Source organism: Cognataquiflexum nitidum (assembly GCF_022538055.1).
GTDB classification, from domain to species: domain Bacteria; phylum Bacteroidota; class Bacteroidia; order Cytophagales; family Cyclobacteriaceae; genus Cognataquiflexum; species Cognataquiflexum nitidum.
The window spans coordinates 1-25818 of the sequence record NZ_JAKZAM010000024.1; the positions used below are offsets into that span (position 1 = coordinate 1).

Sequence of the window (25818 nt, forward strand, 5' to 3'; positions counted from 1 at the left end):
TTGACATAGATATTAGTGGATATTTGATATTTATTGATATTGGTTAGGTAGAAATAGGGTAGAAATTCAATAGATATAAAGTTGAAATAGGTTGCAGAGATCAAGCTTTAATTCTATCATTCACGCTTGATGAAGGAAAATATATCGCCGAAGGCATATATCCATTTATATCGCGCAGCCTATATCATTTCAATATCGCCGAAGGCATATATCCATTTATATCGCATAGCATATATCTTTCAAATATCGCCGAAGGCTTATATCAATATATATCGCGCAGCCTATATCATTTCAATATCGCCGCAGGCATATATCCATTTCCCCGCAGGCATATATCATTGAAAACATGGACCGTCCTGAGAGTTTAGAAGAATTTTACAAAAGGAAATTCAATTGGCTTCCTGAGAATATCAGGAACGACATCGGGCATTTCAACATGTTCCGGTTGGAACCTTTTTACCAAGGAAAAACCACCTCTATCCCTTACCGGAGACGGGATTTCTATAAGGTCATGTTGGTCAAGGGCAAAAGTGAAGTGTACTATGCGGATCAGGTCATCGAGGTCAAAAAGCAGGCTTTGGCATTTTCCAATCCTTTGATTCCATACAAATGGGAACACCACGAAAACCTAAAAGGCCAATATTGCATCTTCAACCAACATTTCATGCATGACTTTGGCAACATCAGCCAATATGAAATCTTCCAGCCGACCGGTAACCACGTCTTCGAACTTTCCGACCAACAGGTAGAGGAAGTGGAGGGTATTTTTAAGAAAATGGAAGCGGACTTCGGCTCGGAATACAAGTACAAGTACGACAGCATCCGAAGTCTGATTCTTGAACTCATCCATTATGGTCTGAAGCTGCAGCCCAATACCTTGGCCGACAGGCAGCCTTTCAATGCTGCCCAAAGAATTTCAGCTATGTTTTTGGAATTGCTCGAGAGGCAGTTTCCCGTGGAGGATAACCATCCCCAAATCGATCTCAGGTCTGCATCAGAATTTGCCGAGCACCTCAATGTCCACGTCAACCACCTCAACCGCGCCGTCAAGGAAACCACCGGCAAAACCACCTCACAGGTGATTGCTGAAAGGCTGATACAGGAAGCCAAAGTCCTTCTCAAACACAGCAAATGGAATGTTTCTGATATTGCCTACGCCTTGGGATTTACCGAAGTGACCCATTTCAACAACTTTTTCAAAAAACACCTTCAGACCAGCCCATTAAAATTCAGGGCCGGATAGTAATTTATAATGTTTATCAAAATTGGATTTGCAACAAAAAACTGGACAAATTATTAACCCAGCTGATCTAGCAGAATTGCCACCTGCTTTAGCTGGTGGATAAAATAATGAAAAGAGGCATTTGGGCTTTAGCCGAACAGAATGAAGAATATTTGTCGATACAAGAGAAAAAATGAATAGTTCTGAATGAAAAATAAGGAATGAAATTCAGTAGCAGTATATCTTGGATTTATCTCATCTTGGCGACAAATGATCCCAACGGGATCAAATAATATTAACCCCGGGTAAGGAACGCAACCCGGGGATAGGAAGCACAAGATTGTTCCGGTTTTTGGCCGAGGAAATTCCAATAGGGAATCCAGGTTTCCGCCAAAAACAGAGAAGGGAAGAATCCATTATGCCCCTTTGCAAAACCTTCTTTTCCATTGCTGAAAAATGTAATTACAGAATATCGAATGCTTTTGGGCGCACAAACATTGGTGACCGACCACGTAGTGGTCAAATAATATTAACCCCGGGTAAGGAACGCAACCCGGGGATAGGAAGCACAAGATTGTTCCGGTTTTTGGCCGAGGAAATTCCAATAGGGAATCCAGGTTTCCGCCAAAAACAGAGAAGGGAAGAATCCATTATGCCCCTTTGCAAAACCTTCTTTTCCATTGCTGAAAAATGTAATTACAGAATATCGAATGCTTTTGGGCGCACAAACATTGGTGACCGACCACGTAGTGGTCAAATAATATTAACCCCGGGTAAGGAACGCAACCCGGGGATAGGAAGCACAAGATTGTTCCGGTTTTTGGCCGAGGAAATTCCAATAGGGAATTCAAGTTTCCGCCAAAAACAGAGAAGGTCAAAACCTGAAATTAATTCTACTGACTTTCCCAAAATTAATTCAACCCCTGCCTGCGGCAGGCAGGCCTTCAGGGTTGGCCTAAAACTTCATCGCTTTTTTATTCTATAAATATGCCACCCCTTCGGGGTTGATTCCAATAGCTCGGCTCAATCTTAATTAAGGTTTTTCCCCTTGCTATCATCTTTTTTTGGTGGGAATCAATGATCTCTTTAGGTCCTGTCGACACCTCCACCTAATTATTTCATCCATACCCTCAGCAGCCTCCGCAGTAAAAATCTCCAATCTTTTTTTCCCTTCTATTTCGTTTAAATGAATGAGAAATGAATAAGATTATATAGGTATAATTATTAAAATTTTTTATGATTTGATTTCCTATATTTATGTAAGTCAATCAAATCCTATATGGCCTCCTATGAAATAGAGATTATCCTCAACCGTCAGCTTGCCGATTGCCTTTCTATACCGGTATTTATTACAGATACGGCAGGCAACCTGATATTTTACAACGAGCCTGCGGATAAAATCCTCGGGACTTCATTTGAAGATACAGGGGAGATGAAGGTGGAGGAGTGGTCGACTATATTCAAACCTTTGGATGAAGCCGGGGCCCCGTTGCCTCCTGAGGGCTTGCCCTTGGTCAATACTTTAAGCGATCAACTTCCGCATCACAAGGTTTTTTGGATTGAAAGTTTGAAAGGAGCCAATGAGAAGATTTCGGTAACTTCCTATCCCATCATCGGCCGTAACGGCAAATTCTTGGGTGCAGTAGCCATTTTTTGGAATACCCAGGACACATGAAAATAGCTATCAAAGGTGTCCGGGGGTCCATTCCCACGTCAAGTCCCGAAACATCTTTTTTTGGTGGGCATACCTCTTGCGTGACTGTGAAGGAAGGTGATTGGCAACTTATCCTTGATGGAGGTTCGGGGATCCAAAAGGTATCCTCTCCCGAAGGAACTGACAGGGTGGACATTTTATTGACACACCTGCATATGGACCATATTCAGGGATTGGGATTTTTTAATCCGCTTTTTGATCCGTCTAAAGAAGTACATATCTGGGCACCTGCAAGTGCGACCCAGAGTTTGCGGGTAAGGCTCAACAGGTACTTATCACCGCCTTTATTTCCCGTCCATATCCGTGATCTTCCCTGTAAACTGACCCTGCATGACATTTCCAACAGCAGTTTTGAAATCGGGCCGTTTTCCATTGTGTCAAGGTTTGTGATCCATCCGGGACCGACAGTGGGATTTAGGGTCACTTGCGGAGGTGCTGTGATGGCTTATATCCCTGACCACGAACCTGCCTTGGGCCCAAAGGGGTTGCTGAATGAAGCAAAATGGATTTCAGGTTTTGACCTTGCTGAGAATGCCGATCTTCTCCTGCATGATGCGCAGTTTACCCAGGAAGAATATATGGGGAGAATAGGTTGGGGACATTCCTGCATGGAAGACAGTATCCGATTGGCTGAGTTTACAGGTGTCAAGAAGCTTCTAATGACCCATCATGATCCTTTGCACAGCAACAGTAAACTGAAAGAATTCTTGGCTTTGCTGAAGTCCAAGCATACAGGACAACTTGACTTTGACCTTGCAAGGGAAGGGATAGAGATTGAATTGGGGTAGGGGAAATGGGTGAAACTTCCATTTTGGATTTTTAGAAAATTGGAAATCTCTCTCTAATTTTTTTTGCAGATAATAATTCAGAGTTTTTTGATTTTGATAAACAAACCTGAATTCAATCGACAGTTACAAATCAAACTTTGTCTTGGTGTTTTTTCGAAAAGGGTATGGATGAGCTCCCAATACCAACGGATTCTTTTCAACTCAAATTCCTGAATTCCAACGGTGTCTGTCCGGTTTTTTGCTTGAAGAGTTTGTTGAAATATTGGGGATATTCAAAACCCAGATTATAGGCGATTTCATTGACGGTTTTGTCAGAGTTGATCAAAATGTTCTTCGCAGCTTCGATCAAGAAATAATGAATATGCTCTTGTGCATTTTTCCCTGTTTCCTTTTTGAGTAGGTCGCTCAAATAGCTTGCCGATAGATTGACTTTTTCAGCCAGGTATTTGACTGTCGGGAATCCCTTTTCGCTGATCTCGTTGGATGTAAAGTGTTGGTGGAGGATCCCCTCGACTTGGGACACAATGGTTTTGTTGGTGTTACTCCTAGTGATCATTTGTCTGCCATAAAATCTGGAGCAAAAGTTCAACAACAATTCGATCGTAGAGACGATGATGTTTTGGCTATGCACATCTATGTTTTCTTGCAGTTCTGTGCGAATCTGCTGTATGCATTCATACAGGATGTTTTTTTCCTTGTCAGAGAGATGAAGAGATTCGGAGATTTCGTAGGAGAAAAAACTGTAGTCCTTCATTTTCTCATTCAAAGACGTGGCCCGGATCAGATCGGGATGAAAAAACAAGCCCCACCCCATCATATTCTCCGTGGATTCCACTTCGTCGTCCATTTCGATCATTTGGTTGGGAGCAATGCAAATCAGACTTCCATCGTGAAAATCGATGTTTTTCCGGCCATATTTGATCGTGTTTTTGCAGTAATTCTTAAACATGATCGAATAAAAATCAGTGCTGATCCGGGTATGCTTTTCAACCTGCTCACTAACTTTACTAAAATCCAACACAGCCACCAAAGGATGGTGATTTGGTCCCAAACCAAATAATCTGTAGAGGTCTGAGATCGTGGACAGGTGGATGATCGGATTCATATTTTATCAATTAAACTGTTTAAATATTCCAGATAGAATTGACCTCTTCTTTCTGCAAAAAAATCCAATCCCAATACAATACCTGCTTTGATAAAGAAGCCCAAACCAATGCCTTGCCAGAAGGTATCGGTTGGTGTGGAATACATCAATACGATGCCAAATATAATCAATGCTATTTCCACATACCTGTAGATCACAAAATTACGCAGGACCGTTTCCATTCTCGGGATTTCATCTGTTTTGATTTTTTCAGGCTCGTTTTGGACAAACTTTTCCACCCTGATGATGTCATTTTCACTGCGGGTTATTATCGTAAAACCCACAATAACCTCCAGGATCGCCACCAACACAAACGGAATGGCAACCCCTTTCCAAAAGGAGGTTTTTAAACCAAAAACGAAATAAAGAGCCATTGCCAATGCAATGACTCCGACAAGGCTGAAGATATAGCTTTCAGCTTTTTCACCATTGAAATACTTGATAATCGGATTCATAGAGGTGTGATTTTAGAGTCCAAACTGTGCCTTAATTCCCCCGATAAATGTAGCATCATCATATTGTTGGCGGTTGGAAATCAACATTTTGGCGTCTTCGCCCGCTGTATACCGCAATTGATTTTTGCGATCCGTGGCGGCTTCAAAGATCACCTCTGCCACCACACTTGAGGGGGAAGCATTTTGTGCCATTGCCGGCATTACACCCATCAATGCACCCACGATTTTTTGGTATTCTACCATCGAGTCATCATTGCTAAAGTCAAATGACCTGCCCGAAAATTCTGTTGCGATCATCCCCGGTTCTACAATTTTCACCTGTCCGCCAAACTGCTCCACTTCATAGTGCAGCGATTCTGAGATGCCTTCCACGGCAAATTTTGTCCCGTGATACAATGCACCCAAGGGGAAGGTCATTTTGCCACCGATGGATGAAATGTTGATGATCAATCCTTTTTTGTTTTGTCGGAAATGCGGGAGAACTGCTTTGGTTACATCCAAAAGCCCGATCACATTGGTATTGAACTGACGTAAAATTTTGTCTCTTGAAAATGATTCTAAAGGTCCGTAAGCGCCGTAGCCTGCATTGTTGAGTAAGACATCAATTCCCCCAAATTTTTGAATGCCTTCAGATACGGCTTTTGAGATAGAATCCAGATCCAATACATCAAGCTTGGTGACCCATACATTTTCCAATGTGCTTAATTCGCTTTCGCTTTCCGGATTTCGCATGGTGGCGATTACCTTCCAACCTTTGGCCTGAAATAATCTGGCAGTTTCTTTTCCGATTCCGCTGCTTGCCCCTGTTATTAAAATTGTCTTTGTCATGTTGCGTAAAGTTTTAATTACGGGACAAAGTTGCCGCTATATGCCTTCTGACAGGTAATACAAATTCAGGTTGTTAGTATACTTTTTGCGGTAATACTTCCTGTATTGGAGTCAGGTTGGGTGAGGGAGAAATTTACCGGACGATATAGGATCGACTCAAAAAGTGCCACTGCACATCAACTGATAGCCAAGTGCTGATTTTTTTCAGAAAGGATTGGGTGTTTTTTCCGACCTCCGACTTAGAGGATACTGTGGATATACAATTCAATGTCGTTTAGTTAGAGGAGATTTGATAAACTTTTCCAAAGTTCGGAATGGATGTTTTAAGATTTTCATGGTCTGGTCCCAACTTTGGAAAAGGTTTGGATAACGCAACAGCTTATGTAAACGACATTGATATACAATTAAAGAAACCGATTGCCTACAGGGTATTGCCTTAGGGAAAAACTTTTTCCATGTAAATCTTCGAAAAAATCTACTTCAAACCCTCCTGTACATCACATATACCCCCACCAAACCCTTTTCCGGATGGCGGTAGGCTGCGGGGATTTCTCCGATGATATCGAAGTCTAGGGATTGCCAAAGCTTCACGGCAGATTGATTGGTGCTGATGACATAGTTGAACTGCATGGCGAGGTACCCTGATTTTTTGGCTTCATCCAAAGCAAAAAGTCCCATCTGTCTGCCGATGCCTTTGCCGCTTTCCTTTTCATCGACCATAAATCCTGCATTGCAGACATGGTTTCCCAACCCGGGTTGGTTTGGTTTCAGGTAAAAGGTCCCGACGATTTTACCGTCCATTTCTGCCACATAAGTGCTTTTGTCCGGACCCATCCAATACCCCATCATTTCCTGTTCCGAGCTATCTGGAGAAAACACATAAGTGCCTCCTTTGTGTATAATTGGCCGGATAATTTCCCATAGGGCTTTGTGGTCTGTTGGCTTGGCTAACCGGAAATTTAAGGTTTTGATTTTCATTGGTTCTGGATCGACATGAAAAAAATTATCAATTAAGGAGGTAAATTTATGTTCAAGAATAGTCTCGATTTTGGGAATTCAAGAATAACAATTAAAGTTATCTCTTTCTATAAAAAGAATAAAAAGTAAACAGGTTAGACCATTAAATTGAATGGGGATTGATAGTAACAAGACCATCGATATGGTTAAAATCAGAGGTATTTCGGCTGATTAATTTTAAATCATAAACCATTGCAGTGGATGCAATTATGGCATCAGGCAATTTGATTCTGGTTTTCTTCCTTAGTTCAATACATTTTTCAACCACCTTATCCGACAAATCAAAAACCACAGAATCGGCAATAAAATTTGACAAAATATCATATTGTTCTTCTGTGGTATTAAATCCAAGTAGTTCAATTTTTGAAATGACAGATATGTATGGAACAAAGTCCACCACTTCGTTGAGGAATGACATTCCTTTTTCAGGAAGTTTCATACCTAGATAGTCAATTAGTGCATTTGTGTCTATCAAATATTCCTGCTTTCCCATTCTTCACGGCTTTTTGAAACGTACTGCTGCAATTCCTCTGCTACTTTCGGGTTTAGTTTTCCTGCATATTTTTCAGAGAGTTTTTCAGCAGTTTGCTCCTTTTTTTGAAGAACTTTGATGAGGTTGAGGTCTTCCAAATCTTCAAGGAGTTTATATGCCTTATGATTGGTAATCTGAATCAACATGGTTTCCATATGATCTATTTTTGATTTTCTTTATTTCTAAAAATACAAAGAAAAGCCAAGACGCAATTGTCAGTTAAAAAATTTCCTGATTTCTTTTTTGCTTTTCGGATACCAAACCAGATTAATTACTTTTTCATTCCACTTTTTTCATTGCATTTCAATCTCCTTCATCTTACTTTCCACTTTTGAATCTGTTGCATGGAATTAAAACCCACAAACCTCCGAACTGAAATACTAGCTGGAACGAGCACTTTCCTTGCGGCTTTCTACATCATCATCGTCAATCCTGCCATCTTGGCGGAGGCAGGCATGCCTTTTTCGGGAGCATTGACAGCGACGGTTTTGGTGTCTGCTTTCGGCAGTCTGATGATGGGATTGTATGCCCGCAACCCGATCGTTGTCGCACCCGGCATGGGAATCAATGCCTTCTTTACCTACACCGCCGTCAAAGGTTATGGACTGACATATGAAGAAGCTTTGGGTGCAGTATTTTGGTCAGGTGTGATCTTTCTGTTGCTTTCAGTTTTCAAAACCCGGGAGAAAATCATCGCATCCATCCCTGTTGCGCTGAGACATGCGGTATCGGCAGGCATCGGGTTATTTATCTGCTTTATCGGATTTCAAAATGCCCACTTCATCATAGACAATACCTCCACACTCGTAGGAATGGCCGCTTTCAAGGATCCTATCAGCCTGACATTTATGACAGGTTTATTGGTGACAGGCGCCTTGATCAGCCGCAAGGTTTCGGGAGCGATCATTTACGGGATTATCTTTACGACCCTTTTGGCTTGGCCGATCGGCAGGTGGTGGGGAGATGCCTCTGCTGTCAATTTCGGTGTGGCCACCATGGTCAATTATACCGGTTTGTTTGCCTTGCCGGACTTTAGTCTGGTAGGAAAAGCGGATATTTTGGGTTCGCTCCGATACGCCTATGTGCCGGTGATTTTTGTATTTACCTTCACGATTCTGTTTGACGGGATTTCCACTTTTGTGGGTTTGGCGGAAGCTTCGGGACTGAAAGATCCTGATGGCAGTCCAAGAAATATGCGCAAGTCTTTGCTTACCGATTCGATGGCAACGCTTTTTGCTGGTTTGGTGGGAAGCAGTTCGGGAACCGCCTACATCGAATCCGCTGTGGGAATCGAAGAAGGAGGAAGAACAGGGGCCACGGCCGTGACAGCCGGACTGCTGTTTTTGCCTTTTATGTTTTTTTCGCCGCTGTTGTCTATCATTCCCTCCATCGCAAGTTCTATTGCCTTGGTATTGGTGGGTTCCTTCATGGTGATGCCGCTGACCAAAATCAACTGGCGAAAACCTGATGAGGCGATTCCTTCTTTTCTCACCATTACTTTGATTCCGTTTACCTACAGCCTTTCGGTGGGGATCTCTTTTGGCTTTATCAGTTGGACTGTTTTGAAATTATTGACCGGCAAAAAATCCGAAATCAACCCCATTCTTCTCATCACCACCCTTCTTTCTATTTTCTTTCTTTGGCTATGAAAAAGTTTTTACTCGTAATTCTAATAGTTGGTTTCTCTCTTTCTGCTACCGCCCAACGGATAGCATTAATGGGCGCTTTGGATCAGGAGATTGCCATTTTGCTCGATTCCATGCAGGGACAAAAGAAAGTCAGTAGGGGTGGAATTGATTTTTACAAAGGAAAACTGAAAGGCAAGAAGGTTGTCATCCTCAAAGCCGGTGTGGGCAAAGTCAATGCTGCTTACAGCACGGCCGTACTTACCGAGAATTTTAAAATTTCATCCCTGATTTTTACCGGAGTGGCAGGGGGCTTGGATCCTGAAGCATTGCCGGGAGATCTGGTGATCGGGGAAAAGCTGGTGCAATATGACTTCGGGAAAGTAGATTCTTTGGGATTTTCTGTTTCTCCATTCAGGAAATTATCTGGTGGTCAGCATGAAGAATTGTTCATTGATTCCGACAAGGATTTGCTCCGGATAAGCGAAAGTGCAGCGCAAAAGGTGGTTTTTGTTCCGATTGCCAACAGGCAGCCAAAGGTTTTCAGCGGGGTGATTGCGACAGGGGATATTTTTGTCAGTAGCAACGAAAAGGCAAAATGGCTTTATACTGAGTTTGAGGCTTTGGCTACCGAGATGGAAGGGGCGGCAGTGGCGCATATTTGTAGGACATTGGAAATCCCCTTTATCGTCCTCCGAAGTTGCAGCGACAATGCCAACAACCACGCCCGCATGAATTTCAACCAGTTTGTAGGTCCCGCTTCAGAGAATTCAGCAAGGTTGGTTTTGGCTATTTTGGGGGAAATGGAGTAGGGTGTTTTAAGGGTGCCGGTCGTAGAATAATTGTCCACAGACGGCGGCCGACGGTCCGCTTACCGCATTTGGACTTCAATCCTCGTTTTATTTGGCTAATATCAAAAAATCAAAAACCTGGATTTATCAGACTCAAGTTTGAATCCTAAAATGTTGCTTACATCCGTCATCCGTCATCGGTCATCTGTCAATTTTCCACCAATCAAAACCCAAAAAATACATCCCTGAAATTTTTTTAGCAGCAAGGAAAATTTTTTACTAAGTTGTTCAATCTTAAACCCTATTGACCAATAAAAAATCTATTTCCATGAAAAACAGAAGGGAATTTCTCCTCAAATCCGCCCTCGGTGCTTCCGGTTTGGTATTGGCACCAACTTGGCTGCAAGGTGCTCCGGCATTGATCAGGTCATACAACAAACCCGATTCCAAAATCAACGGCGTGCAGATTGGCTGCATCACGTATTCTTTTCGCTCCATGCCTGACCAAAGCCTTGAAGCCAATATCCGCTACATCAAGGAATCGGGTATCAGTGCCGTGGAAATGATGGGAGAGCCTGTGGAATATTTTGCCGGGATGCCACAACCGACATTCAATAGGATGAGGGGTTTTCAGTTGGGCGGCAAACAGAGAAGGGGGGAGGAGTTGACTGAAAGTGAAAAGGCCGAATTGGCTGATATCAGACAGCAATCTGAGGCTTATGCCAAAGTGGCCTCCGATTGGAGAGCAAAAACTGATTTTAAGAAATTTGAGAAGGCAGGGAAATTGTTCAAAGAAGCGGGGATTTCTCTCTATGCCTTCAAACCAAATGCTTTTGGTGTCAATAATTCCGATTTGGAAGTGGCGTATGGCATGAAGGCAGCCAAAATCCTCGGTGCCAATCACGTGACATTGGAGCATCCTTCTGACGACGGGCAGACTTTGAGGTTGGGAAAATTGGGAGATACCAATAAAATGAAAGTGGGTTACCACGGCCATGAGCAACAGACTTTTGGTTTTTGGGATACAGCTTTGTCCCAAAGCAGCAGCAACGGATTGAATTTTGATGCAGGTCACTACATCGCAGCCGGGCACACGGATATGATGGAGCTGATCCAAAAACAGCAGGGAAGAATCTGGAGTATGCATGTGAAGGACCGTCAAACACCTGAAAACGGAAAAGGCAACCTACCTTGGGGTACAGGGAATACACCAATCGCTGACATCCTCCAAATGATTCGGGACAAAAAATACAAATTTCCCGCCACCATAGAGTTGGAATACCAGGTTCCCGAAGGTTCGGATGCCGTCAAGGAAGTGCAGAAATGCCTGGAGTTTTGCAGGAAAGCATTGGCTTAAGGGATAATGCGGTTCTCCGCAATTGTCAGCGCACAACCAATTAAGAAATTTTCCAATTTCAAAAACCCATTAAACCATGATAAAATTCTACAAGATAAATTACCGATTAAACGCGGTTTTTGGTTTGGCCATTTTGCTCAGCCTGATTTCCTGCAAAAAATCTGAAGACGCCTCTATCAAACCCGAGGACAACAGGTTTACAAAAGTCGTCCTGACCGAGGGCATGGACGAGCCGATGGAAATGACTTTCCTTCCCGAAAACAGGATTCTATTGGTCGAGAGAAAGGGCGGTGTCAAGATTTTTGATGAGAAAACCGGGGAGATGAAGCTTATCGCTACCATTCCTGTCAATACCAAATATACCAACAAAGAAGGAAGGGTAAGGGAAGCAGAAGAGGGATTGATGGGTGTGATTGCTCATCCTGATTTTGCCAAAAACTCCTGGATCTACATGTATTACGCGGACCCTGCGGAAGCCAAGCATGTCCTTGCAAGGTGGGAATTGCATGGAGATTCACTGTATGCCGATACCAAAAAAGTAATCTTGGAAGTTCCGACCCAACGGGAGGAATGTTGCCATACCGGAGGAGGGATGGTATTTGACAAGGAAGGAAACCTTTTTCTGACTGTAGGCAATAACACCGTGAATCCGCGGGTAGGATCCTCCAACCTTGACGAGCGTCCCGGAATGGAGAGTTCAGATGACCAACGCGCTCCCGGCAATACCAATGACCTGAGGGGAAAAATCCTTCGGATCCATCCCGAAGATGATGGAACATATACGATTCCGGAGGGAAATTTATTTCCGGTAGGTACAGAAAAAACCAGACCGGAAATTTATACCATGGGCCACAGGAATCCATGGAGACCTACTTTGGACAGTGAGACAGGGTATCTATATTGGGGAGAGGTAGGGCCGGATGCCTCCATCGATTCTATTTGGGGGCCAAAAGGATACGATGAATTCAATCAGGCCAAAGGTCCGGGATTTTTCGGTTGGCCATATTTTATCGGAAACAACCAACCCTACAACAAACATGACCTTGCGACCAACACCTATGGAGCACCATTTGATGTGAATAATCCGGTGAATGAATCCGTAAACAATACCGGTCTCAAGAATTTGCCCACACCTGTAGTGCCTGCGATGATTTGGTATCCTTACGGGGTTTCGGAGGAGTTTCCCATATTGGGAAGTTCGGGTAGAAGCGCCACGGGCGGACCTGTTTTCCGCAAGGCAGATTTCAAAAAAGAAGCACCTTTTGTATTTCCTGCTTATTATGAAGGCAAGTGGCTTATTGTGGATTTTATGCGGGGATGGATCATGGCGGTGACCATGGATGAAAATGGAGACTACAAATCCATGGAGCGATTCCTACCCAAAGAAACTTTCAGCTCGGCGATAGATATGGATTTTGGTCCGGATGGTGCATTGTATGTCTTGGAATACGGTAGCGCCTGGTTTCGTGGCAATGCCAATTCCCGCATTGTCAAAATCGAATACAACGCTGGCAACCGCAAACCAAATGTCAGTGCTTCGGCCGATAAATACTCCGGTGGAGTTCCCCTGACTGCCAAATTCTCCGCTGAGGGTACTTCCGATTACGATGATTATGATCAGGGCAAGCTGAATTTTGAGTGGAATGTGACTTCAGCCAATGGATTCAAGCAGCTTTTGAAAGATCAAAATCCGGAATTTACCTTCACGGAAGCAGGAACATACCAAGTTTCCTTGACCGTCACCGATACAAAGGGAGAGAAAAATTCAGCTTCATTTGAGGTAATCGCAGGCAATGAACCGCCTATAGTTTCGATTGATTTTGGGGGGCTGAACAAAACCTTCTATTTCGGAGAAAAGGAATTTGAATATAATATTCAGGTTGAGGACAAAGAAGATGGAACATCGGCTGATGGAAAGATCAAGGCCGAGGAAGTTGCTGTGACTTTTGATTACGTGCCGGCAGGTTTTGACCCGATAGAGATCGCTTCCAAGCAAAGTGGCGTTGAGAACATGGCGATTTTGAATATCGGCAAAAACCTGATTGAAGCGAGCGACTGCAAATCCTGTCACCAATATGACAAAACTTCCATCGGTCCAAGCTACACCGCGGTGGCGTCTAGGTATCCCAAAACAGAGGAAAACACCAAATTGCTCATCGGGAAGATCATCAATGGAGGCAGTGGCGTATGGGGTGAACATGGGATGAGTGCCCATCCGCAGTTATCTGAGGCAGATGCACGGCGAATGGTGGATTTTATCCTCAGTATGAATGAAACAAAACCGACAGTGGCTTCTTTGCCACTCAGCGGAAAAGTGACACCTGTGGTTCCTGAAGGGGAAAATGGTCAGGGAGGCTATCTCCTGAGGGCATCCTATGCTGATAAAGGTGCAGGAAAAGTGGGTTCTCTCTCGGGGGTGGATTACATCGCTTTGCGAAATCCTTTCCTTGACCCCCAACTTTCGGATATCCGAAAAGGGGTGAATCTGATGACTACACCGAGGGTCAACTTCTTTATGGTGGGTGACCAATCGCACATTGGGTTTAAAGCATTGGATTTGACAGGTGTCAAGCAGATCGACCTGTATGTGGAGGTAAGCCCGCGGGCAGATGCTGTTGGCGGTTCGGTGGAAGTGAGAGTTGGCTCTCCGACCGGAGAACTTCTAGGCCAGAGTGAACAGATGGTTCCAAAGGAAGCTGAATTCCGAAGACCTCCCGAAGGAGTCAATCCTGTAGCGTGGAGAAGGCAAAATGCCACTAAAGCCCAAGTTGTGTTGAATCCCACAGCTGGAAAGCAGGATGTGTATTTCATCTTCAAAAATCCAAAAGCCAAAGGGGAAGAAATCCTGATGAGTATCTCTGAGATTGAGTTTAGGGATAAATAGGATAATCCGAAATAGGGTGAAATAAGGATTTTGGCTTCATATGGTCGGATTATCGTCCACAGGCCACAGTCAACAGACCATAGCTGCAGGAATTGAACTTCAATTCAGCTCCTAAAAAATCCGAAGATTATTTGGAGATACTCAAAAAAAAATCACCCATTCAAAATTTTTAAAACAAAAAAGCAGAGGCCTTTGATGGTCTCTGCTTTTTTTTATACTGGATTTAAAGAATTTGGTTTAAAAACTAGCTAGGCCATAAAAACAAAAGCGGGAAAAGTTCGAAAGAATTTTTCCCGCTTCACAACCTGAAGACCGTAATCTTCAAATCATGTCAAGCTGCAGTTATTGTGACTTTTCCCCCAGTTGCCCGAGTTCATAACCTTAGGTTTTCCGACTCTGATTCCGCCGCCTTTCGGCTTTGGTTCATGATTCCAAGACTTCTGCGGTTGCCCTTCTCAGACTTTTTACGTTGCCGTTTTCAGCCCCTTCATCTTTTCATCTTGAGTTTTTGACCCTAGTCTGAAATTTTACTTTCAGCCTTTTATCTCTCACTTGATAGAATCAAATTTATGTCTTAAATAATTGATTTCCAATAAATTGAGTAATAATTTCTGCACAATTTTTCCACTGGAAATAATGCTTAAATCACAATTTATCCACATCTGCATTTCACTTAACAAGAAACAACCTAAAACCATCTTTATCCGTAAGGATCTTTATGTTCCTAAACCCCTGTTTTTATGAAAAGGTACCTTCTTCTTTTGGTTTTTGTCTTGGTCGCGAATTTCAGTTTTTCCCAAAGTAAAGTTACGCTCAAAGGGTACGTCATCCGGCCGTTTGGGGAATATACCGTCGGAGACACGGTCACCGTCTATGGTACCAGAAAAAACATCAATACCGGTGCGGTTCAATACTATATCAGGTCTTCATTTGGGGAATACCGGTATTTCAATGAAGATAGGATTTCCCTTCTTGGCAATGACCTTGATTTTTGGGAAAATGTGTGGATGGAAAACAGGGCCGAAACCATCAATAAAAAAGGTTGGGAGAGAGGTCTGAGGCAGGAATTGATAGAAGATGCCATGGATTATTATTCTCAAGCCCTTGCCAATAATATGGTTCTGCAGGATGATATGCTCTATGATTATATCTATCAGTTGATCTATTCGATTCATCCGCTCTCCATGCTGAAAGACAGGGCTTCGGATTTCAGCCTGGTCATTTTGAACTCCACGGAGCATATTGCATTTTCATTTGACAACGGCATGATTGTGCTGACCACAGGCCTGATTGCAAGTACCGATTCTGAAAATGAACTCAATCTGATTTTGGCCCAATGCATTGCCCATGCTGTTCTAGAGCATAATCTTGTCAACCTGAACGAAGTTGTCCGGGCGGAGCGCCGGGCAAGGATTTGGGGAACAGTAGCGACCTTGGCTGCAGCTACGGCCATGGCTGTTGATGAGGTCAATAATGGGGTTTTGCATGACTACACCTTGGCGACGGATTTCGGGATGGCTGTGTATTTCCTTTCCTCTCAAGTATTGGATAATCTGGGCGCAGGTTATACTTCCGAACAGCAATTGATGGCCAAAAGGATTGCTTCCCAATTTATGGATGAACATCCGCAGGTTAATTTTTTGGATGACCAACAGTACCTGAACACCATCGCAAGTGCTGTTTCTATTACTGCATGGCAGGAATACCATTTGAAGAATTACTCCTATGCCCAATTGCTTGCCTTGAAGCTTGCTGATGCCAGGATGGCTTCAGATATTGATTACCTGCTCCTGAGTAGGATCCAAAGGAGAAAATCCAATGAATTTGAGTCCAATCAATTGGCAATGGAATATCTTAAGACAGCCAGGAAATTGGCTTTAGACCCCTTGCCTGAATTGGATAAAGAAGAAGGGCTGATATATGCCAGGCTTCAGCAACATGAAAAATCCATTGCAGCTTATCTGAAATACCGTGATAGCCTATTGGAACTTAAGGCAGAGGGAAAAAATGTGGAATCGGAATTGAGGATGATCAACCAATACCTGCAACGGAACTTAGGTCAAAAAGCTTCGGCTATGCTGAAAGAATCCGATGAATTGGATTGATAATTTAAAGTTTACGGAATCCTGATATAATTAAGTGAAAATGGGTAAAAATTCAATTTGCCTTTTTGCGGTTTAATTTCAAGTCCCAAAGGAGTGTTGGCTCTACCACTTCCGACTTCCTGATTTCATTAAAATTATCGTGTGATAGCATAAAAAAATTACTAGGGCCTAAAAGCAAAAGCGGGAAGAAATTCTTTCGAACTTTTCCCGCTTCATCACCTGAAGACCGTAGTCTTCAAATCATGCAAGCTACAGTTATTGTGACTTTTCCCTCAGTTGCCCAAGTTCATAACCTTAGATTTTCAAACTCTGATATCTCAGCCTTTCGGCTTTGATCCATGATTTCAAGACTTCTGTGGTTGCCCTTCTCAGACTTTCTACGTTTCCGTTTTCAGCCCCTTCATCTTTTCATCTCGAGTTTTTGATCTTAGTCTGAAATTTTACTTTCAGCCTTTTATCTCTCACTTGATAGAATCAAATTTATGTCGTAAATAATTGATTTACAATAAATTAATAAATAATTTCTGCACAATTTTTCCACTGGAAAAAAGCTTTAATCACAAAGTTATCCACAATTAGGGATCGGAAATTCCCAGAAAACATTAAAACTCAAAATAGGACTCCTATCCATTTGATCGAAGGCTTCCTTTCTTGGAGACGACATTGATTTTCCTTTTACTTTTTAATATCTTGATCCTCCCAAATGACCCTTCCATGAAAATCACCCACTTCTTCTTCGCATTCCTATTCCTGAATTTTACGACCGAGGCTTTTTCACAGGAAAAACCTTTGAAAATCATCATGATTGGTGCCCATCCGGATGACTGCGATATCAAAGGAGGAGGAACCGCTGCCCTATTTGTTCAGATGGGCCATCAGGTGAAGTTCGTCTCGGTGACCAACGGAGATGCAGGGCACATGAAAGAGGGCGGCGGGATGTTGGCAAAAAGAAGAATGGCCGAAGCAAAAGAGGCAGGCCGGAGGTTGGGAGTGACTTATGATGTGTTGGACCACCACGACGGTGAATTGCTTGCTACTTTACCTATCAGGTTGGAAATCATCCGCCTCATCCGTGATTGGGATGCAGATGTGGTCATTTCCCACCGTTCCAATGATTACCATCCGGACCACCGCTATACTGCCATTTTGGTTCAGGATGCGGCGTACATGGTCGGTGTTCCCAATATTGCCCCTGATACACCGCCTCTGAGAAAAAATCCTGTTTTCCTTTATTTCCAGGACAATTTCCAAAAACCGTATCCATTTAAAGCAGACATAGCTGTCGACATTACGGCTGTTTTGGATAAAAAAATAGATGCGATGGATGCCCATGAATCTCAGTTTTATGAGTGGCTGCCTTGGATCGGGAATTATGCCGCAGAAATACCTACTGACAAAGGTGAAAGAAAAGCATGGTTAAAAAGCAAGCGCACCGCTGCTCCAAATGCGGCTGTCCATCAAGCTTTGAAGACTTGGTACGGAGAGTCCAAGGCCCTGCAAGCCAAGTATGCCGAAGCCTTTGAAATATGCGAATATGGTAGCCAGCCCTCCAAGGAGGAAATTAAAAGGCTTTTTCCCATGATACAATAATTTTCCAATTAACCCATTCCACTTCTATGAAATCAAATGCTAAATCACTTCTCCCCTGTCTTTTGCTAGGATCAATGATCTTTTCGGTATCCTGTAATCCCGGAAATACCGGAAAGGAGGTACTTACTGAAGAGATCGACTTCAGGGTACCCACTTTCAAACTAATAGAAACAGACACTTTCTTCTTCAATAATTTTGTCGACTGCAATATGGCGGAAGTGTGGGTAGGGGACACGCTCAGGATTTTTCCCGGCAAATATGGTGAGGATCCTGTGTGGGGATTTGCAGAAGACCTGAAGTTTGCAAGCGGATCTAATGCCGATGAGGTCTTCAGTACACCTGCATCCGAATACATCGCCCCCAAATTGCCTGTCAATGCACCTGTCGGAGAACCGGGATTGCATGGGGCAGTGTGGTTTGAGACGGTTTATCAGGATGAAAAAGATCCGAGCGGAAGGACATTGTATGCCATCTACCACAATGAAAATTATCCTGAAACCCTCCCTTACAATGAAGCAACCGGAGAAGGATATATCGACAAGGACTGGCCCTTGGGTCTGACTGAAAGAATCACGCCTGCGGCAGTTTGTAGGATTGGGGTCATGAAATCTACTGACGGGGGATGGAGTTGGGAAAACAGAGGGCTTTTTCTCGAAGACAAGCAGCCCCGAATGATTTTGAAGCCGCACAATATTTCCAAGACCTTTGCCGGTGGAGTCGGTGACCCATCTGCTGTGGCGGTTGGGGATTACCTGTACCTTTTTTATGGGGAATATGGATATCCTGGCACATACGATGCTGCTTCCTATGATCCCATCAAAGAATGGAGTGGGCAATGCATCAGTATCGCTAGGATCAAAATCGATGACTTAGATGATCCTCAGGGTAAAGCCAAAAGATGGGATGGAGAAGGTTTCAATGCGGATTGGGACGGAATCGGCAAGCCTGTGGCTTCCCTCCAAATTCCAATGGAAAACGGTGGCGGTCCGGCTTCCTCTCCGACTGGCGGATTTCATTGGGGACCTTCGGTCAGTTGGAATACCTACCTGGAATGTTGGGTGATGATGATGGGAAAAGTGGAAGGCCAATCCTGGGTTGGTGATGAGCTGTATATTTCATTCAATCCCCACAAGGAATTGGGAGAGGGGAATAATTCACAAGCTTGGACGAAACCTCAAAAACTCCTGGATAAACCCGGACATGTGCTTTGGTACCCTTCCCTGCAACCCCTGAATACCCCGGAGGACATTGCCAACAAATACACGAGTCTCCGGCTAGGGAAGCAGGCAAGGTTGTTTTTCAAGTATTCTGATCTCGGGAAATACATGTCTGAATATATTGTGGAGTTTGAAAAATAAGCCAAAATGCCATATACCAAATCGAAGATATCTTTTGTATTAATTTTATTATTAACCACATCATTGGCCGGATATCCTCAATCCAAAAAACCGAATATCCTTTTTCTATTTGCAGATGACCAGCGGGCGGATGCCCTTGGCATCAGTGGCAATTCCTATATCCATACTCCTAACATTGACCAATTGGCAAGGGAAGGAAGTCGATTTACCAACGCCTATGTAATGGGGGGACACCACGGTGCGATCTGCGCCCCAAGCCGGGCGATGCTCTTGAGTGGAAAGAGTCTTTTTCAAGTTTATGACCGGCTCAATGGGGTCAATACCATGCCGATGGATTTTTCAAAAGCAGGCTATACAACATTTGGTACCGGCAAATGGCACAATGAAAAAGAGGCCTTTGAGGCAACTTTTCAGCAAGCCAAAAATGTCTATCTGGGCGGTATGGCAGACCATTATGCCATTGCGCTTAGGGACTTTGATGAAAACGGGAAACTGGGAGATCCTCAAATCAAAGGATTTTCCACGGAGGTTTTTACAGAGGGAGCCATTGAATTCATCCAAAACCATTCAAAAACCGATGCCGGGAAGCCTTTCTTTTGCTATGTAGCCTTCACAGTCCCCCACGATCCCTATTCGCCTGCCCCGAAATTTATCCACTATTATCCTGACGGAAGCCTGCCACTTCCGGGTAATTATATGGGACTTCACCCTTTTCAGTTTGATCAATTGAACGTCCGTGATGAAAACCTGACTGGCTGGCCACGAAAGCCTGAAGTGATTCAGATGATTCTCTCTGACTATTATGGATTGATCACCCACTTGGATCAGCAGATCGGGAAAATTATTTCCGTTTTGAAAGAAAATGGGCAATACGATAACACGATCATCGTCTATGCTGCTGACAATGGTCTGGCAGCCGGAAGCCACGGCCTGCTTGGAAAGCAAAACCTGTACGAGCACAGTACCAAAGTCCCCCTGATCATCAAAGGACCCGGCGTACCCGAAGAAAAGGAATTTGATGCGCTTACGTATCTGTTTGATTTATATCCTACTTTGTCTAACCTTGCAGGATTGCCAAATCCCAAGGGAGTCACAGGCAAAAGTTTGGTTCCGATTCTTCAGGGAAAGGAAACCCAAGTCAGAGGGTCACTTTTTACAGCATACAGAAATACGGTTCGGGCTGTTAGGGAAGGAGAATGGAAGCTGATCCGCTACCCTGAGCGAGATTATACACAGTTATTTAATTTGAAAAGAGATCCTCTGGAGTTAAATAATCTGGCGTATAAGGATGATTATATAGAAAAGAGAGAAGAACTTTTGGAGCTGATGAAACTTTGGCAAAAGGAAACCAATGATACCACTGCATTAACAGCCAAAGTCATCAAGCCTATGGAATACGATCATAAATCAATCTTAAGGCAACCAGACCAATGGCAGCCTGATTATACTTTAAAGCGCTATTTTGAAAAAAATTATTAAAACTAACCGAACAGGACTATTTGTATCCCTTCTATTTGTTGGGATTTGGAGTCAAGTATTCTCTCAAGAAACCATTGTTTTTGAGGGAGGGAAAGAAGGTCACAAAATCTATAGAATCCCCGCTATTATTGACTTACCCAACGGGGATTTTTTGGCTTTTGCCGAAGGCCGGGTCAATGGTTCTGATGATTTTGGTGATGTCAATCTGGTATTGAAAAGGAGTGAAGATGAAGGAAAGACCTGGTCAGCACTCCAAATGCTGGTGGATTATGACAAATTGCAGGCAGGAAATCCCGCGCCTGTGGTGGATTTACATGATCCTGCTTATCCTGATGGAGTGGTTTATCTTTTTTACAACACCGGAAACAACCATGAATATGATATCCGCATGAACAGGGGAGTAAGGGAAGTGTGGATGATGAAATCTTTGGACTTGGGAAGAAGTTGGCAAGAGCCTGTCAATATCACAGGGCAAGTTCACCGACCAAACAATCCTGCATTCAATGCCGCCTATGATTCCAATGAAGATTGGAGGCACTACGCCAATACGCCCGGGCATGCGTTTCAGTTTCAAAAAGGGAAATACAAAGGCAGGATTTACGTCGCCGCCAACCATTCAATAGGACCGCCGCAGGAGGATTTTATGGAATACCGGGCACATGGATTTTTCTCGGATGACCATGGCAAGACATTCCAATTGTCTGAGTCCATAGAAATTCCCGGTTCGAATGAGGCTATTGCCGCGGAACTTTCAGGCGACAGGATGATCATGAGCGTCAGAAATCAACGGGGCGATATCAGAAGCAGAATTTTGGCCTATTCCTCCGATGGCGGCAAAACCTGGGATGAAGCCTATTTCGAAGAAGCGCTTCCCGATCCTGTCTGTCAAGGTTCCATTCTTCCGTTAGGTGAAATAAATGGAAAAACCATTTTGGCCCATTCCAATGCTTCAGATACCAAAAATAGGAATAACCTTACGCTCAAGGTCAGTTTTGACGAAGGGAAAACCTGGGAAAAATCAATAGTAATTGACCGAACCGATGATCCAAATAAGCAAGCTTGGACTGCTTACAGTGATTTGGTCAGGGTGAATGATCAGACTGTAGGAGTACTTTACGAGCAGGATAATTACACAAAAATTATTTTCAAAAAGATTAACTGGAAGGATTGAATTTAAAGTCCTTTCTGGCAAAATTTGGCCTAATTGATAATTGCTATAAATTTTAAAACCCCAAAACATGAATACCCGAATCCAAGAATTGGTAGAAAAGTTACACCTCAAGGCACATCCTGAGGGAGGCTATTATTCCGAAACATACCGATCAGATTTAGAAGCTGCAGGTGTTGAGCGTTCTTTGGCAACCTGTACTTACTTTTTGATGACTTCTGATAATATCTCCAAATTCCACAGCATTGCAGGGGATGAGATTTGGTTTTACCATGAAGGCAGTCCCCTTACGGTGCATATACTTTCTGAAAAGGGTTATGAAAAACTCCTGGTAGGCCCACTTGATAATGAAGGCCACCGTCCTCAGCAATTGGTTCCTCCGGGAGTGATTTTCGGATCGACAGTTGAGCAGCCGGATTCTTATTCCCTTGTTTCCTGTATGGTCGCTCCGGGCTTTGATTTTCGGGATTTTAGGTTGTACAGTGCAGACGAACTCCTAGCCAAATGGCCGGAAGCAAAGGAGATTATTGGAAGGTTGACATGAGATTAAATGAAAAGTCATCCACTCCTTCCACATAATTTCTTGGTATTAAATTGATAATGCTCATTTTTTAAGACAAATTATAATCGCTTTAATTTTGAGCAATAAAAAAAAGCTAGGCTGTATGATCCCGAAAATATCTTACTTCAAATTGAAAACTTTTGGCATTGTTCTCATAGCATTGGTTATCAATAGCGTGTTTGTATTTGACTCATTCTCTCAAACCACACCTTTCCCAAAAATCGGCGCCTGTGCCGGATATAAGGATGGGGAAGTTTTAGCCAAAGCAGGGTTCTCCTTTATCGAAGAAAATGTGCAGTCTTTTCTTGTTCCGACCAAAAGTGAGGAAGAGTTTGACTTGATTTTGCAAGCTTCCAAATCATCTCCTTTACCCATCGAGGCATTTATCATTTTCCTTCTGGGGAGCTTAAAAAGTGTGGGCCCCAATGCCGTTCATGGAGATATTTTGGACTATGCAGAGGTTGTTTTTCGCCGTGCCAATAAAGCAGGAGGTAAGTTGGTGGTCTTTGGAAGCAGCGGTTCAAGGTCTGTTCCTGATGGGTTTTCGAAAGAAGAAGCTACAAAGCAAATGATAGCTTTAGGAAAACTCCTCGGACCCATCGCCGCCAAGTATGATATCACTGTTGTGCTTGAATCACTCAATACCAAAGAATGTAATTTTATCAACAGCCTCAGTGAAGCCGGGGAGATCGTCAAAGCCGTCAACCACCCCAATTACAGGTTGCTAGCGGACATCTACCACATGAAAATGGAGGGCGAAGGACCCGAAAGCATCCTGAATTACGGCCATCTCATCAAGCATGTCCATGTGGCAGAGAAAGAGGGAAGGGCTGTTCCCGGAACACATGGAGAAGATTTAAGTTTGTATTATCAGGCTTTGAAATTGTCGGGTTATGAGGGTTCGGTCTCTTTGGAAAGTCGATGGGAAAACATGGGAAATCAGGCGGCCAAAGCCATTGAAACGATAAAAAAGCAATGGTAATTTTTTTGGTTTTAAGTAAGATTATTTTGCTTGATGGTATTGGTTGATCAAGGCCATGATTTTGTGGAATACTTCGGTGTTTTCATACACTCCTCTGAATTCCCCTGAATGTGCCCCATAGGTAAATATCGGTACCATAATCCCGGTGTGGTCATCGCTGTAAAAAGCCATTTCAACTTCATTTTCAGAAACTTTTCCCTGTGGCAAACTCAATCCGGCAGTTTCGTGGTCCGCGGTGATGATCAAAAGCGTATTTGGGTTTTGGTCGACATATTGGATCATCCAACCCACTGCCTCATCAAAGTCCAATAATTCGGTGACAACAGTATTACCGCTATTAGCATGTCCGCCCGAGTCAATCATCGCCGCTTCCACCATCAGAAAAAACGGTGATTTTTTCGATTCCAAAAAGCTGATAGCGTTTTTACTGCTTTGCAGGAGGTAATCTTCTCTGCCTTTGGCCATGGTAGGCATCCCGCTATTTGAGGCAAAATACCCCACTTTGTCCGCAAGGGAATTCGCGATTTCTCCTATACTCTTCATCATGGAAAAGCCGTTTTCTTCCAATTCCTTCAGCCTGTCAGTCCCAAATTGGGTAAAATCCCTTTTGCCTCCTCCGATAAAAAGCTCGAGTTTGCTGAGAGGCAGGAATCGGGCAATTTCATCTATGTCGTCTCTTTCGGCATGATGGGCATAAAAGGATGCGGGAGTTGCCCCAGTAAGGTTGTCCGTAGTGATGATTCCACTATGGAAACCATAAGAATCGAGGATTTCGGTAATATTTTGAAGTGCCTTTCCATCTGTTCCTTTACCCAAAGCCCGGTTATTGGTTTTTTGTCCGGTGGCATAGGCTGTCGCACCTGCTGCCGAATCGGTGGTAAAATCATCCGCTGCCTGGGTTTTGACCAGCCCAATGTTTTTAAGTTGCGTGAGGTTCAATTGGTTTCCATTGGCAAACATCCCAGCCGAAATCTGCGCCAATCCATTTCCGTCTCCGATCATCAAAATAACCCTGTCAATTTTGTTTTCTTTTCCATCATGGTCGAATTCAGGTTCATAGATCTCGTGGATTTTTGTACCCACAAAGATGTTGTTTTCCAGATTTTTGAGATACTGATTTGCCTCATAAGGTTGGTCGGTGTTGATGTAATCTATCCCAAGGTCTGCAAAAGCTTTCCATGCTGACTTGCTATCGGGAGAGGCCCAAAATCTGACCGGCTTGTCAAAAGCGTGTACTTTGGAAATATAGGATTCCAATGAATCCCTTTCGGATTGGACAATTCGGCCTTTGCCATTCCAGACTGAAAATTGCCTAAAACTCAGACTGACCATGCCGATTTTTTCCCAAGGGAGGTCATGGGTGAGCACTTTGTTTTGGTAGTCAAAAAATACGTAAGACGGAAAGTTTTTGTAATCTTTGGGTTTGGGCCGATTGCCAGAAATAATCAGCTTTAGGCCTGTCGGATTTTGGTCTGAAAAGAGCAACGCTTCAAATTCGGAGGCATCTTTTACGATTTGATCCAAGGTAGTATAAGCCTCAGTTTTGCAATCAATCAACAAATGAAAGTCAAAGGCATCTATCATCCCAAGTGTTTTGGCCTTTTGGATAGGTTGTAGATACAGGGACATCAAAGTACGTTCAGGTCGGATACTTTCTGCTTCGTGTGCAACCATCAAACCTCCATTACTCAATATCACATCCACTTCGATCGATGCACATCCTGCCCCAAAAGCATCCCAAAATGGCACTGTTCTCAGGTAATCATTGTGGGAGTGGAGTTTGTAGGTGGGGAGCTCCTGCCCACCTGCAAGCAAGGTCAAGAAAGTCGAGGAGAGGAGGAGGAAAAGTATTTTTTTCATCTTCAAAAGTAAGCAGGGCAATTGAGCGGATTGTCCTGATGGATCACCTTATTGGGTGATTTAACAAAAACATAAACCAAAGTACCTTTTTAGATAACAATACTAGTGATCAAGTTTCCTTAGCAAAAATGTATTTTCCCAGCCCGTCACTCTGAGTAAAACGAAGAGTCTCTTTTATTTCGAGATCTTTCATCCTCGTACCTCGGATTCAAGATGACGCAAAATTTTTCATCATGCCCCTTTTTGAACATTTCAAAATGTTAAGGACTTGGAATGACTTTTTATTTCATATCAAAACAGCGGATTCAGGCTTGAATTCAGAAATTTATTTGGCCGCATAAGCTATATATCAAAAGG

Annotated in this window: 21 protein-coding genes; 14 read left to right on the top strand and 7 right to left on the bottom strand. The window is 43.3% G+C overall.

Annotated features, from left to right (window positions below):
* The first annotated feature begins 346 nt into the window (after positions 1–346).
* From MMU07_RS15415 to MMU07_RS15425, 3 genes are all read left to right on the top strand, one after another.
* Positions 347–1243: a helix-turn-helix domain-containing protein gene (locus MMU07_RS15415; RefSeq protein WP_241126896.1), complete on the top strand. Its 897-nt coding sequence runs from the start codon at positions 347–349 to the stop codon at positions 1241–1243.
* 1258 nt (positions 1244–2501) lie between these two features.
* Complete coding sequence (locus MMU07_RS15420) at positions 2502–2897, top strand: transcriptional regulator (protein WP_241126898.1); 396 nt, start codon at positions 2502–2504, stop codon at positions 2895–2897.
* Positions 2894–3724 carry an MBL fold metallo-hydrolase gene (locus tag MMU07_RS15425; protein ID WP_241126899.1) on the top strand — a complete coding sequence of 277 codons (831 nt, stop codon included), beginning with the start codon at positions 2894–2896 and terminating at the stop codon, positions 3722–3724. The genes MMU07_RS15420 and MMU07_RS15425 overlap by 4 nt, the downstream gene beginning before the upstream one ends.
* 196 nt (positions 3725–3920) lie before the next feature.
* Here MMU07_RS15425 and MMU07_RS15430 read toward each other — a convergent pair whose 3' ends face one another.
* The 6 genes from MMU07_RS15430 to MMU07_RS15455 all read right to left on the bottom strand — a co-directional run bounded on the left by MMU07_RS15430 (position 3921) and on the right by MMU07_RS15455 (position 7855).
* A complete protein-coding gene (locus MMU07_RS15430) occupies positions 3921–4829 on the bottom strand; it encodes a helix-turn-helix domain-containing protein (RefSeq protein ID WP_241126901.1) in 909 nt (302 codons plus the stop codon).
* The gene (locus tag MMU07_RS15435; protein ID WP_241126903.1) at positions 4826–5323 is read right to left on the bottom strand and encodes a hypothetical protein; all 498 of its coding nucleotides are present in this window, start codon (positions 5321–5323) and stop codon (positions 4826–4828) included. The genes MMU07_RS15430 and MMU07_RS15435 overlap by 4 nt, the downstream gene beginning before the upstream one ends.
* A gap of 12 nt (positions 5324–5335) precedes the next feature.
* A complete protein-coding gene (locus MMU07_RS15440) occupies positions 5336–6151 on the bottom strand; it encodes an SDR family oxidoreductase (RefSeq protein WP_241126905.1) in 816 nt (271 codons plus the stop codon).
* A gap of 480 nt (positions 6152–6631) precedes the next feature.
* Positions 6632–7129 (bottom strand): GNAT family N-acetyltransferase, encoded by a 498-nt coding sequence (locus MMU07_RS15445; protein ID WP_241126907.1) that lies wholly within the window; start codon positions 7127–7129, stop codon positions 6632–6634.
* 142 nt (positions 7130–7271) lie between these two features.
* Positions 7272–7661 carry a type II toxin-antitoxin system VapC family toxin gene (locus tag MMU07_RS15450; RefSeq protein ID WP_241126908.1) on the bottom strand — a complete coding sequence of 130 codons (390 nt, stop codon included), beginning with the start codon at positions 7659–7661 and terminating at the stop codon, positions 7272–7274.
* Positions 7640–7855 (bottom strand): hypothetical protein, encoded by a 216-nt coding sequence (locus MMU07_RS15455; RefSeq protein ID WP_241126910.1) that lies wholly within the window; start codon positions 7853–7855, stop codon positions 7640–7642. The genes MMU07_RS15450 and MMU07_RS15455 overlap by 22 nt, the downstream gene beginning before the upstream one ends.
* Before the next feature lie 189 nt (positions 7856–8044).
* Between MMU07_RS15455 and MMU07_RS15460 the strand changes: the two genes are divergently transcribed.
* The 11 genes from MMU07_RS15460 to MMU07_RS15510 all read left to right on the top strand — a co-directional run bounded on the left by MMU07_RS15460 (position 8045) and on the right by MMU07_RS15510 (position 23601).
* On the top strand, positions 8045–9349 hold the full coding sequence (locus tag MMU07_RS15460; RefSeq protein ID WP_241126912.1) for an NCS2 family permease: 1305 nt from the start codon (positions 8045–8047) through the stop codon (positions 9347–9349).
* Positions 9346–10137, top strand: a complete 792-nt coding sequence (locus tag MMU07_RS15465) for a 5'-methylthioadenosine/adenosylhomocysteine nucleosidase (protein ID WP_241126914.1) — start codon at positions 9346–9348, stop codon at positions 10135–10137. The genes MMU07_RS15460 and MMU07_RS15465 overlap by 4 nt, the downstream gene beginning before the upstream one ends.
* A gap of 307 nt (positions 10138–10444) precedes the next feature.
* Entirely contained in the window at positions 10445–11473 is a 1029-nt protein-coding gene (locus MMU07_RS15470) for a sugar phosphate isomerase/epimerase family protein (RefSeq protein ID WP_241126916.1), read from the top strand.
* A 76-nt stretch (positions 11474–11549) separates the two neighbouring features.
* Positions 11550–14357 (top strand): PQQ-dependent sugar dehydrogenase, encoded by a 2808-nt coding sequence (locus tag MMU07_RS15475; RefSeq protein ID WP_241126918.1) that lies wholly within the window; start codon positions 11550–11552, stop codon positions 14355–14357.
* Between the two features lie 740 nt (positions 14358–15097).
* Positions 15098–16462: a M48 family metalloprotease gene (locus MMU07_RS15480; protein WP_241126921.1), complete on the top strand. Its 1365-nt coding sequence runs from the start codon at positions 15098–15100 to the stop codon at positions 16460–16462.
* A 714-nt stretch (positions 16463–17176) separates the two neighbouring features.
* Positions 17177–18052 (top strand): PIG-L deacetylase family protein, encoded by an 876-nt coding sequence (locus tag MMU07_RS15485; protein WP_241126922.1) that lies wholly within the window; start codon positions 17177–17179, stop codon positions 18050–18052.
* A 26-nt stretch (positions 18053–18078) separates the two neighbouring features.
* Positions 18079–19410, top strand: a complete 1332-nt coding sequence (locus MMU07_RS15490) for a hypothetical protein (protein ID WP_241126924.1) — start codon at positions 18079–18081, stop codon at positions 19408–19410.
* Between the two features lie 6 nt (positions 19411–19416).
* The gene (locus tag MMU07_RS15495) at positions 19417–20889 is read left to right on the top strand and encodes a sulfatase family protein (RefSeq protein WP_241126926.1); all 1473 of its coding nucleotides are present in this window, start codon (positions 19417–19419) and stop codon (positions 20887–20889) included.
* The gene (locus tag MMU07_RS15500; RefSeq protein ID WP_241126928.1) at positions 20873–22060 is read left to right on the top strand and encodes a sialidase family protein; all 1188 of its coding nucleotides are present in this window, start codon (positions 20873–20875) and stop codon (positions 22058–22060) included. The genes MMU07_RS15495 and MMU07_RS15500 overlap by 17 nt, the downstream gene beginning before the upstream one ends.
* Before the next feature lie 67 nt (positions 22061–22127).
* Entirely contained in the window at positions 22128–22601 is a 474-nt protein-coding gene (locus tag MMU07_RS15505) for a cupin domain-containing protein (RefSeq protein WP_241126929.1), read from the top strand.
* Between the two features lie 121 nt (positions 22602–22722).
* Complete coding sequence (locus tag MMU07_RS15510; RefSeq protein ID WP_241126931.1) at positions 22723–23601, top strand: sugar phosphate isomerase/epimerase family protein; 879 nt, start codon at positions 22723–22725, stop codon at positions 23599–23601.
* Positions 23602–23622: 21 nt separating this feature from the next.
* Here MMU07_RS15510 and MMU07_RS15515 read toward each other — a convergent pair whose 3' ends face one another.
* Positions 23623–25461, bottom strand: coding sequence for an alkaline phosphatase (locus MMU07_RS15515; protein ID WP_241126933.1), 1839 nt, complete (start codon positions 25459–25461; stop codon positions 23623–23625).
* Between the last annotated feature and the right edge of the window lie 357 nt (positions 25462–25818).

Excerpts from the sequence above, each read along its gene's own strand:
- MMU07_RS15420 (WP_241126898.1), top strand. The coding sequence starts at position 2,502 with ATGGCCTCCTATGAAATAGAGATTATCCTCAACCGTCAGCTTGCCGAT.
- MMU07_RS15480 (WP_241126921.1), top strand. The coding sequence starts at position 15,098 with ATGAAAAGGTACCTTCTTCTTTTGGTTTTTGTCTTGGTCGCGAATTTC.
- MMU07_RS15450 (WP_241126908.1), bottom strand. The coding sequence starts at position 7,661 with ATGGGAAAGCAGGAATATTTGATAGACACAAATGCACTAATTGACTAT.
- MMU07_RS15425 (WP_241126899.1), top strand. The coding sequence starts at position 2,894 with ATGAAAATAGCTATCAAAGGTGTCCGGGGGTCCATTCCCACGTCAAGT.
- MMU07_RS15435 (WP_241126903.1), bottom strand. The coding sequence starts at position 5,323 with ATGAATCCGATTATCAAGTATTTCAATGGTGAAAAAGCTGAAAGCTAT.
- MMU07_RS15505 (WP_241126929.1), top strand. The coding sequence starts at position 22,128 with ATGAATACCCGAATCCAAGAATTGGTAGAAAAGTTACACCTCAAGGCA.
- MMU07_RS15470 (WP_241126916.1), top strand. The coding sequence starts at position 10,445 with ATGAAAAACAGAAGGGAATTTCTCCTCAAATCCGCCCTCGGTGCTTCC.
- MMU07_RS15445 (WP_241126907.1), bottom strand. The coding sequence starts at position 7,129 with ATGAAAATCAAAACCTTAAATTTCCGGTTAGCCAAGCCAACAGACCAC.
- MMU07_RS15455 (WP_241126910.1), bottom strand. The coding sequence starts at position 7,855 with ATGGAAACCATGTTGATTCAGATTACCAATCATAAGGCATATAAACTC.
- MMU07_RS15465 (WP_241126914.1), top strand. The coding sequence starts at position 9,346 with ATGAAAAAGTTTTTACTCGTAATTCTAATAGTTGGTTTCTCTCTTTCT.
- MMU07_RS15485 (WP_241126922.1), top strand. The coding sequence starts at position 17,177 with ATGAAAATCACCCACTTCTTCTTCGCATTCCTATTCCTGAATTTTACG.
- MMU07_RS15430 (WP_241126901.1), bottom strand. The coding sequence starts at position 4,829 with ATGAATCCGATCATCCACCTGTCCACGATCTCAGACCTCTACAGATTA.
- MMU07_RS15490 (WP_241126924.1), top strand. The coding sequence starts at position 18,079 with ATGAAATCAAATGCTAAATCACTTCTCCCCTGTCTTTTGCTAGGATCA.
- MMU07_RS15510 (WP_241126931.1), top strand. The coding sequence starts at position 22,723 with ATGATCCCGAAAATATCTTACTTCAAATTGAAAACTTTTGGCATTGTT.
- MMU07_RS15415 (WP_241126896.1), top strand. The coding sequence starts at position 347 with ATGGACCGTCCTGAGAGTTTAGAAGAATTTTACAAAAGGAAATTCAAT.
- MMU07_RS15475 (WP_241126918.1), top strand. The coding sequence starts at position 11,550 with ATGATAAAATTCTACAAGATAAATTACCGATTAAACGCGGTTTTTGGT.
- MMU07_RS15495 (WP_241126926.1), top strand. The coding sequence starts at position 19,417 with ATGCCATATACCAAATCGAAGATATCTTTTGTATTAATTTTATTATTA.
- MMU07_RS15460 (WP_241126912.1), top strand. The coding sequence starts at position 8,045 with ATGGAATTAAAACCCACAAACCTCCGAACTGAAATACTAGCTGGAACG.
- MMU07_RS15515 (WP_241126933.1), bottom strand. The coding sequence starts at position 25,461 with ATGAAAAAAATACTTTTCCTCCTCCTCTCCTCGACTTTCTTGACCTTG.
- MMU07_RS15440 (WP_241126905.1), bottom strand. The coding sequence starts at position 6,151 with ATGACAAAGACAATTTTAATAACAGGGGCAAGCAGCGGAATCGGAAAA.